The sequence below is a fragment of the Bradyrhizobium sp. RDI18 genome, assembly GCF_043203335.1.
Lineage (GTDB): Bacteria > Pseudomonadota > Alphaproteobacteria > Rhizobiales > Xanthobacteraceae > Bradyrhizobium > Bradyrhizobium retamae.
Map to the genome: position 1 here is coordinate 5212372 of NZ_JBICRN010000008.1, position 13916 is coordinate 5226287.

Here is a 13916-nt window from a genome sequence, read left to right on the forward strand (position 1 = left end):
TGATAGCAAAAGTCGTCTACCCACCTGCCCAAAGAAAAGCCGCGGCGTATGGGTCCCTGCGTTCGCAGGGACGACAGCAATCACAACCGCCGCAGCGCCACCGTCTCCACGAGATGATCGGCGCGTTTTTTCAGGATCAGCGTCGCGCGCGGACGGGTCGGCAAAATATTGTCCTCGAGATTGGCGAGGTTGGTACGCTCCCAGATCGCGATCGCGGTCGCGGTCGCCTCCTCGTCGGAGAGCACCGCGTAGCGATGGAAGTACGATTTGGGATCGTGGAACGCGGTGTCCCTGAGCGCCAGGAAGCGCCGCACATACCATTCGCGCAGCACCGGCTCCTCGGCGTCGATATAGACGGAGAAGTCGAAGAAGTCCGACACCACGGGCACTGCCTTGCCGTCGCGCGGCAGTCGGCCGGTCTGCAGCACGTTGACGCCCTCGACGATCAGAATGTCCGGGCGATCGACCTCGATCCACTCGTTCGGCACGATGTCGTAGACCAGATGCGAGTAGACCGGCGCGCGCACCGGCCGGCGCCCGGCTTTGATGTCGGAAAGAAACGCCAGCAGCATCGGCAGATCATAGCTCTCGGGAAATCCCTTCTTCTGCATCAGCCCCTGCCGCTCGAGCACGGCATTGGGAAACAGGAAACCGTCGGTCGTCACCAGGTCGACCTTGGGCCGCGGCGACCAGCGCGCCAGCAGCGCCTGCAGCACGCGCGCAGTGGTCGATTTGCCGGCGGCGACCGAGCCGGCGACGCCGATGATGTAGGGGACCTTGCGGTCGCGGATAGCGAGAAACTGGCGCTGCGCCCGGAAGAGCCGATCGGTCGCATCGACATAGATCGACAACAGTCGCGACAGCGGCAGGTAGATGTCTTCGACTTCCTGCAGGTCGAGGCGGTCATGCATCGAGCGCAGCCGCTCGAATTCGCCCGGCTCCAGCGTCATCGGCGTGTCGTCGCGCAACCGCGCCCACTGTTCGCGCGTGAAGATCCGGTAGGGATTGTATTGCTGTTCCGGGGTGCGGATATCCATGAGCTGCCCTCTCGGTCAGTCGCGCTTGCGCGACGCCTTCTCCTCAAGCCCGGACATCGAGGTCCGCTGCGCCAGCGCGGCTTCGACGTCCTCCAGCTTCACGCCACGCGACTTCAACAACACCAGCAGATGAAACAGCAGGTCAGCGCTTTCGGCAATCAGGTGGCTGCGGTCGTTCTCGACCGCCGCGATCACGGTCTCGACCGCTTCCTCGCCCAGCTTCTTGGCGCAGTGCTCCGCCCCCTGTCGAGCAATTTGCGGGTGTAGGACGCCTCTCCTCCCGATGCGGCCCGTGCATCGATGGTGGCGGCCAGATCATGGATCGTGAAACGCGACATCAACCGAACTCAACACTCGCGCCCGCCCCAAGGCCGGGTCGCTGTCCCTATGCAGGGCTTAGCACTTTTGTGACAGGGAGTCGTCAGGGATCGAGCCGCATCGGCAGCCCGGCGCGCGCCATGTGCTCCTTGGCTTGGCGTATGGTAAATTCGCCGAAGTGGAATATCGAGGCCGCCAGCACTGCGGTGGCGTGACCCTGGCGGATGCCGTCGACGAGGTGGTCGAGATTACCGACGCCGCCGGAGGCGATGACCGGTACGGGGACACTGTCGGCGATGGCCTGCGTCAGCGGCAGGTCGAAGCCTTGGCGGGTGCCGTCGCGATCCATCGAGGTCAACAGGATCTCGCCGGCGCCCAGCGAGACCACTTCCTGCGCGTATTCGATGGCGTCGATCCCGGTGGAGTTGCGCCCGCCATGGGTAAAAATCTCCCAGCGGTCCGAGCCGCCGCCGCGCTTGACCCGCTTGGCGTCGATCGCCACCACGATACACTGCTCGCCGAATTTTTCCGCCGCCTGCTTGACGAACTCGCGGTTAGCGACGGCGGCCGAGTTGATCGAGACCTTGTCGGCGCCGAAGCGCAGCAGCGTTTTGATATCCTCGATGGTCCGGACCCCGCCGCCGACCGTCAGCGGCATGAAGCAGGCTTCCGCCGTGCGCCGCACGACATCGAGCATGATGCCACGGTTTTCGTGGGTGGCGGTGATGTCGAGGAAGCACAATTCGTCGGCGCCGGCCGCGTCATATGCAATCGCCGCCTCGACAGGATCGCCGGCGTCGCGCAGGTCGACGAAGTTGACGCCCTTGACCACGCGGCCGTCCTTGACGTCGAGACAGGGGATGACGCGGACCTTGAACATCACAAAACTCCCAAAGCGTTTTCACGCGAAGCGGGCACCGGTTCGCGTGAAGAAAACGCGTCAAAATAAAAAGGTAGAGCCATGGTCCTGACCATGGCTCTACGCCGCGGCGCGCGCGTTGCGGATCAGCGTCAAAGCGGCGGCGGGATCCAGCCGCCCATCGTAGAGCGCGCGGCCGACAATGGCGCCGGCGAGCTTTTTGGCGCGCGGCTCGAGCAGCGCCTTGACGTCCTCGATGGAAGCGAACCCGCCGGATGCGATCACGGGAATGGAAATACGTTCTCCGAGCGCAATCGTGGCATCGAGGTTGAGGCCCTTCAACAGGCCGTCGCGCGCGATGTCGGTGAAAATGATGGCAGCGACACCGGCATCCTCGAAACGTTGCGCGATTTCGAGCGCGGTCACCTGCGAGGTCTCGGCCCAGCCTTCCACCGCAACCTTGCCGTCGCGCGCGTCGAGTCCGACCGCGACGCGGCCGGGGAATTTTTTCGCCGCGCCCTTCACCAGTTCCGGATCGCGCACCGCCGCCGTGCCGATGATGACCCGCGCGATGCCCTTGTCGAGCCAGGCTTCCACGGTCTTGAGATCGCGGATGCCGCCGCCGAGCTGCACCGGCATGGTGACCGCTTTGAGCATCGCCTCGACCGCCAGCGCGTTCATCGGCTTGCCGGCAAAGGCACCGTCGAGATCGACGACGTGGAGATATTCAAACCCTTGCTCGGCAAAAGCGCGCGCCTGCGCCGCCGGATCGAGGTTGAACACGGTCGCGCGCGCCATGTCGCCCTGCTCGAGGCGCACGCATTGGCCGTTTTTCAGGTCGACGGCAGGAAAGAGGATCACGGCTTCCACTTCAAAAAGTTCGAGATCAGGGCCAGGCCGAAACGTTGGCTCTTCTCGGGGTGAAACTGCGTGCCGATGGCGGTGTCTCGGCCTACGATCGCGGTCACCGGCCCGCCGTAGTCGGCACGCGCCAGCACATCGGCCTCATTGGAGGCGTTGAGGTGATAGGAGTGCACGAAATAGGCATGGCGGCCCTTCGGCCCGAGCGGCAACCGCTCCAGCACCGGGTGCTCGCGGATAGGATCGAGCGTGTTCCAGCCCATGTGCGGAATTTTGAGATTTTCCTCGCGCGGGGAAATCTTCTCGACGTCGCCCTCGATCCAGTTGAAGCCGTCGGTCGTGACGTGCTCCTTGCCGCGCGTCGCCATCAACTGCATGCCGACGCAAATGCCGAAGAACGGCCGGGCCTTGGCGCGCACCGCTTCGGTCATCGCTTCCAGCATGCCGTCCACGGCGTCGAGACCACGGCGGCAGTCGGCGAAGGCGCCGACGCCGGGCAGCACGATGCGATCGGCGCGGTACACGGTATCGGGATCGCGCGTCACCATGACCTTCTGCGGATCTTCCATGCTCCGCGAGGCGCGCTCAAAGGCCTTTGCCGCCGAGTGAAGATTGCCCGAGCCGTAATCGATGATCGCGACGGTCATCGTGGCCCTCCCGGCTCCGGAAACAAGCCGATGATTCCGCCTTGCGGCAACGGCGGCGGCGGTTTGGAGAACGACTGGCCCGGAATGTTGCGGGTTGGCGGCGGTGCGCCGCGATCGACCGACCGTTGGTCGTTGATCAGCCCGCGCTGCCGGCCGGTCCAGCGTTCGAAGAAGCGGTGTTCGGCAGCTTCCTCGTCGTCAGCAACCACGATATCGAGCTGGCGCCATTTGCGCCGCGACAGCGTCCAGCGCCGCAGACTGGCCGCTTCGAGGCCCATCAGGATGGCGAGCAGGACATCAACAGCGAAGATCGTACCGCGGCTGGCGCCCAGCGCCGACATCCCGAACTGCACGGCTGTCATCAGAACAATCCAGCCGATCAGCGCCAGCCACAGCCGATGCCACAATAGCCAGATCACGCTCGCGACCGCAGCCCAGAAATGGAAGCCGTCACGGACAAACACGAACTTGTCGGTCGCCGGAAGATCGGCGCCATTGGCTATGGGAGCATGCACTGTGTAGACCGGCATCGAACCTCTCCGCCGCGAACGAAAACGAGAACAGGCAATCAGCCGCCGAGCTGACCCTTGGTGGAAGGCACCTCGCCCGCCGCGCGCGGATCGATCGCAACCGCGGCACGAAGCGCCCTCGCCAGACCCTTGAAACAGGATTCGGCGATATGATGGCTGTTCTCGCCATATAAGGTCTCGACGTGCAAAGTCACGCCGGCGTTGATGGTGAAGGCGTTGAACCATTCGCGCACCAGCTCGGTATCGAACTGACCGACCTTGTCGCGCGGAAAGTCGACCTTGAACACCAGCACCGGCCGGCCCGAAATGTCGATCACGACGCGCGACAGCGTTTCGTCCATCGGCATGTGGATCGAGGCATAGCGGGTGATGCCGGCCATGGTGCCGAGCGCCTGCTTGACGGCCTGGCCCAGCGCGATGCCGACGTCCTCGGTGGTGTGGTGGTGGTCGACATGCAGATCGCCATCCGCCTTGACCGTGATGTCGATCCGGGAATGCCGGGCCAAGAGATCGAGCATATGGTCGAAAAAGCCGATGCCGGTCGAAACCTTGGACACGCCCGTGCCATCGAGGTTCACCGCGACCTCGATGTCGGTTTCCTTGGTCTTGCGCTTGATGGACGCTGTGCGCATGAAAACTGCTTCCCTTGGGCCGCTTGGGGCCGAAAACGCGGCCCTTTTAACAGGCGGATACCACCTTCGCTACTGCGGGATGACGTTTGAAGGGCTGAACTTCGGCCCATGGTGACCGGATTCGGGGGTGAAACGGCGCGATTGTAACCCCTCCCCTCACCCCCTAAATCTGACTGGAAAGAGGGCGATCCATGCAAGCATCTGAAAACAACCTGCCGATCTGGCACGGCACCACGATTTTGACGGTCCGCAAGGGCGGCAAGGTGGTAATCGGCGGCGACGGTCAGGTCTCGATCGGCCAGACCGTCATCAAGGCCAACGCCAGAAAGGTCCGGAAAGTCGGCAAGGGCGACGTGATTGGCGGTTTTGCCGGGGCGACCGCCGATGCCTTCACCCTGTTCGAGCGGCTGGAGAGCAAACTTGAGCAATATCCGGGGCAATTGACCCGCGCGGCGGTCGAACTGGCCAAGGACTGGCGGACCGACCGCTATCTGCGCCGGCTGGAAGCGATGATGATCGTCGCCGACAAGGACGTCTCGCTAGTCCTGACCGGCACCGGCGACGTGCTGGAGCCGGAAGCCGGCGTGATGGCGATCGGCTCCGGCGGCAATTATGCCCTGGCGGCCGCCCGGGCGCTTGTCGATACCGACAAGGACGCCGAAACCATCGTGCGCCGGGCGCTCGATATCGCTGCCGACATCTGCGTTTACACCAACCGGAACGTCACGATCGAAACGCTCTGAGGGGAGCCGCCGGTCATGGCGCCGGAATATGTCTTCCGCCCGATGGCTGTGGCCGACCTGCCGTTGATCCGGCAGTGGCTCGCGCGACCGCATGTGCGCGAATGGTGGGGCAACCCCTCTGAACAATATGAACTGGTCAGCGGCGATCTCGATGAACCGGCGATGGATCAGTTCATCGTGTCGGCGGGAAGTAACGATTTCGGCTACCTGCAGTGCTACGACCTGACGGCGTGGAATTCAGGCTTTGGCGAACATCCGCGCGGCACCCGCGGTATCGACCTCTTCATCGGCGAGCCGGACCTGATCGGGCGCGGCCATGGTTCGGCGCTCATCAGGGCCTTCGTCGAGGACCGGTTGAAGCGCGGCGCGCCGCGCATTGTGACCGATCCAGATCCGGCCAATACGCGGGCCGTACGTGCCTACGAGAAGGCGGGCTTTGAAAAAGTCGGTATGGTCGATACACCTGATGGCCCCGCTCTATTGATGGTCCGCAACGCATGACTTCCACCAACAGTATCGAGAAAGCTCCAGTCACGCTTTCGGGCCGACACTGGATATTAATTGCAGCCGGCATCCTCGCGACGCAAGCTGCGATCCTGTATGGGATGGGACGCCTGCCGATCTGCGCCTGCGGTTACGTCAAGCTCTGGCACGGCGTCGTGCAGAGTTCGGAAAACTCCCAGCACATCGCCGACTGGTATTCGCTATCGCATATCCTGCACGGCTTCCTGTTCTACGGCGCGGCCTTCCTCGCGTTTCCGCGCCTGGCCTGGCAGGGCCGCCTGATACTCGCCATCCTGGTCGAAGGCGGTTGGGAACTGGTCGAGAATTCCGACTGGATCATCAATCGCTACCGCGCCGGCACGATCTCGCTGGATTATTTCGGCGATACCATCATCAATTCGATTTCCGATATGCTCTTCATGATCGGTGGCTTCCTGCTGGCGAGGAAACTTCCCGTGGCAGTCACCATCGCTCTTGCGATGTTGTTCGAGCTGGTGATGACGCTCCACATTCGCGACAATCTGACGCTCAACATTATCATGCTGATTCACCCCTTCGAGGCGATCAAGCTGTGGCAGGGTGGCCCGCCGATCATTTAGCGGCCTCGTGCACCGCTTGCTCTCGCAACACTGGACACCTACCTAGGACCCATGACCGACTTCTCTCCCCGTGAAATCGTCTCCGAACTCGACCGCTTCATCGTCGGCCAGGCCGACGCCAAGCGCGCGGTATCGATCGCGCTGCGCAATCGCTGGCGACGGCTGAAGCTCACCGGCTCGCTTCGCGAAGAAGTGCTGCCGAAAAACATCCTGATGATCGGGCCGACCGGCGTCGGCAAGACCGAGATCGCGCGGCGGCTGGCAAAGCTCGCCGGCGCCCCCTTCATCAAGGTCGAGGCCACGAAATTCACCGAGGTCGGCTATGTCGGGCGCGACGTCGAGCAGATCATCCGCGATCTCGTCGAGGTCGCGATCGTGCAGGTGCGCGAGCGCAAGCGCAAGGATGTGCAGGCCCGCGCGCAACTTGCCGCCGAGGAGCGCGTGCTGGACGCGCTGGTCGGACCGGCCTCCAGCCCGGCGACCCGCGATTCCTTCCGCAAGAAGCTGCGCGCCGGCGAGCTCAACGACAAGGAAATCGAGATCGAGACGCAATCCTCCGGCGGCATGCCGATGTTCGAGATTCCGGGGATGCCGGGCGCGCAGATGGGCGCAATCTCGATCGGCGACATTTTTGGCAAACTTGGAGGGCGAACCAAGACCCGCCGGCTCACGGTTGAAGGCTCGCACGAGATTCTCGTCAACGAAGAGTCCGACAAGCTGCTTGACAATGACCAGGTCGTGCTGGAAGCGATCGCGGCGGTCGAGAACAACGGCATCGTGTTCCTCGACGAGATCGACAAGATCTGCGTGCGCGAAAACCGCCTCGGCGGCGACGTCTCGCGGGAGGGCGTGCAGCGCGACCTGCTGCCGCTGATCGAAGGCACCACCGTCACGACCAAGCACGGCGCGGTCAAGACCGACCATATCCTGTTCATCGCCTCCGGCGCGTTTCATATTGCCAAGCCCTCGGATCTGCTGCCGGAATTGCAGGGCCGCCTGCCGATCCGCGTCGAGTTGGAGGCGTTGACCCGCGACGACATGCGCCGCATCCTGACCGAACCGGAAGCGTCGCTGATCAAGCAATATGTCGCGCTGATGCAGACAGAGGGCGTGACGCTCGATATCACCGACGGCGCCATCGACGCGCTGGCTGATATCGCCGTCGCCGTCAATTCGACGGTCGAGAACATCGGCGCGCGGCGGCTGCAGACGGTGATGGAGCGCGTGCTCGACGAGATTTCATTCGCCGCGCCGGACCGTCATGGCGAGACCATCAAGGTCGATGCCGAATACGTGCAGAACCACATCGGCGATCTCGCCAAGAACTCGGATCTGAGCCGGTTTATTTTGTAGCCGTCACGTCCACCGCCGTCGTCCCGCGACAAAGACATGCCACCGCTCCAAGCGAGATTAGAAGCGCGCACGTCGCACGCGCACGTACAGGGCACCCTCGCCGCCATGGGCGACATGGGCTTCCTCGAAGCCGACCACCAGCGCGCGGAATTCCGGTAGCCCGAGCCATTGCGGCACCTGACGGCGCAGCACGCCGCGCTCGGACTCGGTACCCACCTTGCCCTTGCCGGTGATGACGAGCACGAAGCTCAACCCGTCATGATGGGCGCGCCGCAGGAAACCGAGCAGCGCGCGATGCGCGCGCGTCTGCGTCATGCCATGCAGATCGAGCCTCGCATCGATCTCCTTGCGACCACGCGACAGATGCGACCGCTCGCGACGGCCGATCGGCGCCAGCGGCGGTGGTTCCGGCTTTGAAGGCGCAACCATTCGCGCCGGCGCGACGTGCCTCGGTGAAGCGGCGGCTTTCGGAGCGATCTTGTGCTCGGCTTCCGCCGGAGCAGCCGACGGCTTCGAGGCGCGGTACCGCTTGCGCAGCGGCTTGACCTGCTTGGCGACGCTCTCCCACAGCGCGCGCTCCTCTTCGCTCAGGCCGCGCTTTCGGCGCGGCGGCTCCGGCAGCTCGGGAATCGAACTCGACGACCGGCGTTTCATCGACGATAGCGATATCGGCGCATGTGACGCGGCTGCGGCTTGGCCGAAACCGCTTCAACGTTCGGCCGCGGTTCTGGAAGCGGTATTGGCTCTGCTACGGCGGCCTGGACGGCCGGGGCCGGCGAGGACCTGGTTGCAGACGATGTCGTCGCCTGCATCGCGGGCTTGGCGTTGGTCGCCGCCGTTACATCGGACGGCTTTCCGGCACTCTTCGGATCCTTGGACGGATCCTTCAACGGATCGGTTTGCGGGAACAGTCTTGCGATCGTCTCCGACGGTCGCTCGTCCGGCACCGGCATCTTGCGGCCACGCGCCACCGGATCAAGGCTCTTCGGCACCAGGATCACGAAGCGGGCATTGTGGCGGAGGCGGCCGGACACCTTGCCGGCATCGAGACCGGCGCCGAAGTAGAGATCGGCGCGCGCGGGGCCGACGATGGCGGAGCCGGTGTCCTGCGCAATCATCAGGCGGCGAAACGGTGTCTTCGATCGCTCCGATTCGATCGGCAGTTCGCCTTCGATGAAGAACGGCGTGCCATAGACATGCAGTGATTTGTCGACCGCGATCGACCGGCCCGGCGTCAACGGCACGCCCTGGGCGCCGACCGCCTCGTCCTTGTCGGAAAGCTGCACCTCGCGGAAAAAGACGTAGGACTTGTTCTGCCGCCGCAGCTCGTCGGCCTCGTTAGGATTCTGTTCCATCCATTCCCGGATCTTCTGCATCGACATCTGATCCTTGGGGATGATGTTGCGTTCGATGAGGATGCGGCCGACCGGCGTATACGGAAAACCATTATGCGCATCGTAGTTGATGCGAACGGTCGAGCCGTCGTCGAGGCTGACCCGCGCCGAGCCCTGGATCTGCGAGAACAGCAGGTCAGTCTGGTCCTTCAGCCAACAGATTTCGAGGCCGCGGCCGGCGATAGCACCATCCTCGATCTCGGCGCGATCGTAATAGGGCACCAGCTTGCGGCGGCCGATCTTGCGGAACACCTGGCCCTTGTTGGGCAAGCCGGCCGAGCTCTGCGTGGTGCCACGGACGAACAGATTCGAGGGCCGGCGATAGACCGGCACTTTGTAGACCTCGTTCTCCGTCCGTGAGCCGTCGACGATGGGTTCGTAGTAGCCGGTAACAAAACCCTCGCCTTCGCCAAGCCGCGAAATGCGCAAGGGAAGAAAGTGCTCCTCGAAGAAGGCCCTCGCCTTCACGCCATCTGATAGTTCGAGACCCCTGGCGATACGGCAGGGATCGCGGAGCGATGTGCCGAGTGCTTTTGGATCGGCGGGCGGCTTTTGCTGTGCCGCTATCGGCCTGCAGCTCGTGCGAAATGCCCTGTAGGCGGCGAGATGATCGTCCTCGCTCCAGCCCGCGATCCCGGACCAGGCGACCGGCGCATACTGACCGCCGCTTATCTGAAACGGGAATTCGACCGGTGGGTATGGCAGGTGGCGGACGGGCTGCGGATGCGAAGGCTTTTGCGCACGTGAATGGCGCACTGCTGCGGCATCCGATGGTGCGATCGAGCACGTCAAAGCGAGCACGCCCAACGCAAGCCCCGCAAGGCTTCGCGTCTTAGCCCGCGCTTCCGGTGCCAACCAGCTTCCAGTTCGGATCGCGAGAGCTCGTGTCGCGGGCGAAAGTCCAGACATCGGTGATATCGGCGACCTTATCGGGGTTGCCATCGACAATGGCGCCGGTCTTGTCGCGTGTGACCGAAATCATCTGCGACACGAAGCGAACCGTCAGTTGCGCCGCGCGGTCGCGGGCTTCCGCACTCACCAGCTCGGCCTTGTCGATCGAAACAAACCGCGTTTCGGTTTTCTGCTCGTGCTTCTCGCGATCCTTGATCACAGCCTCGAAGCTCTCATAGACTTCGCTCGACAGGAGATCCTTCAGCGCCCGGCGGTCGCCATTGGCGAAGGCCAGCACGATCATCTCGTAGGCGCTGCGGGCGCCGGAGAGAAAGTGCCGCGGATCGAATGAGGAATCCTGGGCAGTGATGGCGTCGAGGCCTGCGGCGAGCGGCGTGCCCGGCTCGGCAATGCCCTTCCAGCGGTCGGCCGGCGCAATATCGGCATTCGGCGCCAGCGGCGTCTGATCGATGACGGTACCCGGCATGGGAACGACGTTGTTGTCCTGCGTCCGCTGCACGACGTTGGGAGCGGCGCGATCATAGGGCGGGCGTTCGCTCCCGGTACGCTGTCCGAGGACGCTGCGCAGGCGCAGGAAGATAAAGACCGCCAGCGCCAGGAAGATGATGGTATAAATATCCACGTCGTATTCGCTTTCTGGTTCCAGCGCCGGCAACGGGCCCGGCGGTCGAGCGTTCCCTGGCGAGAAGCTCTCTTACGAGATTCCCTGAGAACGGCAGAGATTACATCGATCGAGACTGCAGCATGTAGGCATGAAACTGCGCCCGGCCAATGGCGCGTTTTGGCGCGGGCTAATTGTAGCGCGTTTTCGCGACGAGGGGAAACCCGATCATGGCCGGAAATCACGCACATTCAATTATTTAGGATACATTTTGCGCCGCCGGCGGGATGGTATTAGGCATATCCGCCACAATTGGCGGCCGGGCTGGTCTGTGGCCGAGCCGTCGTCCTTGTGGAATGAGCCGGGGCTATGATAGCCACTCGCCCGGAAAACGCATTCTCAGACGAACCCGGGCCGCGCTCGCGAGCGCTTCAGGAGAGATTTTCATGACCAACGGCAACGGCGCGCCTCCCGAACAGGCCCCTCCCCAACTCAACGTGCTGGCCCAGTACATCAAGGACCTGTCGTTCGAGAATCCGAACGCGCCCTCCTCGCTGGCGCCACAACAACAGCAGCCGGCGATCAACATCCAGATCAACGTTTCGGCGAACAATCTCGCGCAAAACGAGTTTGAAGTGACGCTCTCGATCGAGGGCAAGGCGGAAAATGCCGGCAAAGTGATGTTCAGCTTCGAACTCGCCTATGCGGGCGTGTTCCGCATCGTCAACGTGCCGCAGGAACAGCTTCATCCTCTCGTCATGATCGAATGCCCGCGGCTGTTGTTCCCGTTCGCGCGCGAGATCATCGCGACCGCGGTGCGCGACGGCGGCTTCCCGCCCTTGATGCTCGATCCCGTCGATTTTGTCGGCCTGTACCGCCAGAACATGGAACGGCAGGCCGCGGCACAGGCCGCCTCGGGCGCCAAGCCAAGCTAAGGCGAGCGGCGGCTGGTTTGCCGCTTAAGCCATTGCCGGAAGAAAATCGTTCCAGATCGGCTTGTCGCCCAAGGTGGCGATGAAGGCGCGATGGGCCTCGCGATCGGCTTCGGTGATTCGCGGCGCCAGCGGCATTTCGCGCTGCCGGCGTGGCGTATCACCGATGCCGCTGGTAACCGTGATGCGGGTTTCCGACGCCAGGATCAGTTGCGACTGCCGCGCGCCGATCAGATCGATATAGACTTCGGCCAAGAGCTCGGCGTCGAGCAGCGCGCCGTGCTTGGTGCGGCGGGAATTGTCGATCGCATAGCGGGAGCAGAGATCGTCCAGCCGGTTCGACACGCCGGGATGCTTGCGGCGGGCCAGTAGCAGCGTATCGACCAACCGGTCGCGCAGAATCGGCTGCCGCTTGATGCGGTCGAGCTCGGCATTGATGAAGCTGATGTCGAACGAGGCATTGTGGATGACGAGCGGCGCGTCGCCGATGAATTCCAGGAACTCCTCGACCACTTCGGTGAACAGCGGCTTGCTGGCGAGGAACTCGGTCGACAGGCCGTGCACGGCAAAGGCTTCCGCCGGCATGTCGCGCTCGGGATTGATGTAGCGGTGAAACGTCTGCCCCGTCGGCATGCGGTTGAAGATCTCGATGCAGCCGATTTCGACCAGCCGATCGCCGCGCAGCGGATCGAGGCCCGTGGTTTCGGTATCGAGAACGATTTCGCGCATGGATGTGAGAGACCGAAGTTTCGACGAATCAGATCCGCCGCTGCGGCATCTTAACAACCTCGGCCAGAATGTCGCGGATCCGCGCGCGCACCGGGTCCAGCCCATGCGAGGTATCCACCACGAAATCCGCGCGCTTGCGCTTTTCGGCATCGGGCAACTGCCGCGCCAGAATGGCGTCGAGGGCCTCTGATGTCATGGTGCCGCGTGCCAAAATTCGCTCGCGTTGGGTTTTCGGATCGGTCGTGACCACGACCACCGCATCGACGCGCTTCTCGCCGCCGGTTTCGAACAATAGCGGGATGTCCATCACGACAACCGGCGCGCCGGACCGCTCGGCCTCATCGAGAAATTTCTGGCGGGACGCGCCGAGCATTGGGTGAACGATCTGCTCGAGCCGCTTGATGGCAGCAGGGTCATGCACCACCTTGGCGGACAATTTGGCGCGATCGACTTTGCCATCCACCGTGGTGCCGGGAAACGCCGCTTCGATCGCGGGCGCCGCCTCGCCTTCATAGATTTTGTGAACGGCTGCGTCGGCGTCGTAAACCGGCACGCCCGCCTCGGTGAACAGTTTTGCGGTGGTGGATTTCCCCATCCCGATCGAGCCGGTCAGTCCGAGAATCCGCATAGGGTTCGTCACTCTCAAGAGGATATCAAATTCCCAACAGTCGTTCGCGGCGCAAGAATGCAAACAGCGGCAGCAACGGCAGGCCGAGAATCGTGAAGTGATCGCCTTCGAAGCGATCGAATAGATGTATGCCCAGTCCTTCGAGCTGATAGGCGCCAACACTGGATGTCACGGCTTCGCCGGCCTCGTCCAGATACGCTCTGATCTCCGCCCCGCTTAGAGCGCGCATGGTCAGGCGCGCGACCGAAACATCGGAAAACACTATCTTGCCATCGCGGGCAACCGCAACGGCGGAATGCAGCTCGTGCGTCTGGCCGGCAAGCAGACGCAGTTGATCTGCAGCCTGCGCGCGGCCCGCCGGCTTGCTGAACAGCCGGTTTCCCAAAGCCAGCGTCTGATCGGCGCCGACGACATAACGGCCGGGATTTTTCGACGATACGAAACATGCCTTCTCGCGCGCCAGGAGGCCTGCGATTTCACCGGGTGCGGAAAGGCCTGAGTTCTTCTGCACGGATCGTTCGTCGATATCGGCAGGAACGGCCTCGAAGGAAATGCCGGCATTGGCAAGCAGCATTTGCCGCGCGCGGCTCTGCGAAGCGAGAATCAGCGGATGTTGTCCACGCCAAATGGTCATCTT

17 protein-coding genes and 1 pseudogene are annotated in these 13916 nt (G+C 63.2%); 5 read left to right on the forward strand and 13 right to left on the reverse strand.

What is annotated here, in order from left to right:
- Positions 1-80: 80 nt before the first annotated feature.
- The 7 genes and pseudogenes from coaA to hisB form a co-directional block, all read right to left on the reverse strand.
- Positions 81-1037 carry a type I pantothenate kinase gene (coaA, locus tag ACFXS9_RS34270; protein ID WP_392696943.1) on the reverse strand — a complete coding sequence of 319 codons (957 nt, stop codon included), beginning with the start codon at positions 1035-1037 and terminating at the stop codon, positions 81-83.
- Positions 1038-1052: 15 nt separating this feature from the next.
- Positions 1053-1375, reverse strand: a pseudogene (locus ACFXS9_RS34275) (phosphoribosyl-ATP diphosphatase).
- An 83-nt stretch (positions 1376-1458) separates the two neighbouring features.
- Positions 1459-2235 carry an imidazole glycerol phosphate synthase subunit HisF gene (hisF, locus tag ACFXS9_RS34280; protein WP_392696946.1) on the reverse strand — a complete coding sequence of 259 codons (777 nt, stop codon included), beginning with the start codon at positions 2233-2235 and terminating at the stop codon, positions 1459-1461.
- Between the two features lie 99 nt (positions 2236-2334).
- Entirely contained in the window at positions 2335-3075 is a 741-nt protein-coding gene (gene hisA / locus ACFXS9_RS34285) for a 1-(5-phosphoribosyl)-5-[(5-phosphoribosylamino)methylideneamino]imidazole-4-carboxamide isomerase (RefSeq protein WP_392696949.1), read from the reverse strand.
- A complete protein-coding gene (gene hisH / locus ACFXS9_RS34290; RefSeq protein ID WP_392696952.1) occupies positions 3072-3722 on the reverse strand; it encodes an imidazole glycerol phosphate synthase subunit HisH in 651 nt (216 codons plus the stop codon). Before hisH ends, hisA begins: the two co-directional genes overlap by 4 nt.
- The gene (locus ACFXS9_RS34295; protein WP_392696955.1) at positions 3719-4252 is read right to left on the reverse strand and encodes a DUF2628 domain-containing protein; all 534 of its coding nucleotides are present in this window, start codon (positions 4250-4252) and stop codon (positions 3719-3721) included. The genes hisH and ACFXS9_RS34295 overlap by 4 nt, the downstream gene beginning before the upstream one ends.
- Before the next feature lie 38 nt (positions 4253-4290).
- Positions 4291-4884: an imidazoleglycerol-phosphate dehydratase HisB gene (hisB, locus tag ACFXS9_RS34300; RefSeq protein ID WP_028348312.1), complete on the reverse strand. Its 594-nt coding sequence runs from the start codon at positions 4882-4884 to the stop codon at positions 4291-4293.
- A gap of 191 nt (positions 4885-5075) precedes the next feature.
- Here hisB and hslV point away from each other — a divergent pair, with 191 nt between their 5' ends.
- From hslV to hslU, 4 genes are read left to right on the forward strand one after another with little or no spacing between them, the layout of a single operon-like run.
- Positions 5076-5627 carry an ATP-dependent protease subunit HslV gene (gene hslV, locus ACFXS9_RS34305; protein WP_334371662.1) on the forward strand — a complete coding sequence of 184 codons (552 nt, stop codon included), beginning with the start codon at positions 5076-5078 and terminating at the stop codon, positions 5625-5627.
- 15 nt (positions 5628-5642) lie between these two features.
- Entirely contained in the window at positions 5643-6128 is a 486-nt protein-coding gene (locus tag ACFXS9_RS34310) for a GNAT family N-acetyltransferase (protein ID WP_392696960.1), read from the forward strand.
- The gene (locus ACFXS9_RS34315; RefSeq protein WP_392696963.1) at positions 6125-6730 is read left to right on the forward strand and encodes a DUF2585 domain-containing protein; all 606 of its coding nucleotides are present in this window, start codon (positions 6125-6127) and stop codon (positions 6728-6730) included. The genes ACFXS9_RS34310 and ACFXS9_RS34315 overlap by 4 nt, the downstream gene beginning before the upstream one ends.
- A 51-nt stretch (positions 6731-6781) precedes the next feature.
- A complete protein-coding gene (hslU, locus tag ACFXS9_RS34320) occupies positions 6782-8083 on the forward strand; it encodes an ATP-dependent protease ATPase subunit HslU (RefSeq protein ID WP_392696966.1) in 1302 nt (433 codons plus the stop codon).
- 57 nt (positions 8084-8140) lie between these two features.
- Here hslU and ACFXS9_RS34325 read toward each other — a convergent pair whose 3' ends face one another.
- From ACFXS9_RS34325 to ACFXS9_RS34335, 3 genes are read right to left on the reverse strand one after another with little or no spacing between them, the layout of a single operon-like run.
- Positions 8141-8737, reverse strand: a complete 597-nt coding sequence (locus ACFXS9_RS34325; protein WP_392696969.1) for a Smr/MutS family protein — start codon at positions 8735-8737, stop codon at positions 8141-8143.
- Positions 8734-10386 (reverse strand): murein transglycosylase A, encoded by a 1653-nt coding sequence (locus tag ACFXS9_RS34330; RefSeq protein ID WP_392696972.1) that lies wholly within the window; start codon positions 10384-10386, stop codon positions 8734-8736. Before ACFXS9_RS34330 ends, ACFXS9_RS34325 begins: the two co-directional genes overlap by 4 nt.
- Complete coding sequence (locus ACFXS9_RS34335; RefSeq protein WP_392696975.1) at positions 10310-11011, reverse strand: Tim44/TimA family putative adaptor protein; 702 nt, start codon at positions 11009-11011, stop codon at positions 10310-10312. The genes ACFXS9_RS34330 and ACFXS9_RS34335 overlap by 77 nt, the downstream gene beginning before the upstream one ends.
- A gap of 425 nt (positions 11012-11436) precedes the next feature.
- On the opposite strand from ACFXS9_RS34335, the gene secB reads away from it, so the two are divergent.
- Entirely contained in the window at positions 11437-11925 is a 489-nt protein-coding gene (gene secB, locus ACFXS9_RS34340) for a protein-export chaperone SecB (RefSeq protein WP_057844928.1), read from the forward strand.
- Between the two features lie 24 nt (positions 11926-11949).
- Here secB and dnaQ read toward each other — a convergent pair whose 3' ends face one another.
- Genes dnaQ through ACFXS9_RS34355 form a run of 3 tightly spaced genes read right to left on the reverse strand, consistent with a single transcriptional unit; the run spans position 11950 to position 13913 of the window.
- Positions 11950-12756: a DNA polymerase III subunit epsilon gene (gene dnaQ / locus ACFXS9_RS34345; protein WP_392696978.1), complete on the reverse strand. Its 807-nt coding sequence runs from the start codon at positions 12754-12756 to the stop codon at positions 11950-11952.
- Complete coding sequence (coaE, locus tag ACFXS9_RS34350; protein WP_392696981.1) at positions 12680-13279, reverse strand: dephospho-CoA kinase; 600 nt, start codon at positions 13277-13279, stop codon at positions 12680-12682. Before coaE ends, dnaQ begins: the two co-directional genes overlap by 77 nt.
- A gap of 25 nt (positions 13280-13304) precedes the next feature.
- The gene (locus tag ACFXS9_RS34355; protein ID WP_392696983.1) at positions 13305-13913 is read right to left on the reverse strand and encodes a Maf family protein; all 609 of its coding nucleotides are present in this window, start codon (positions 13911-13913) and stop codon (positions 13305-13307) included.
- Positions 13914-13916 lie beyond the last annotated feature (3 nt).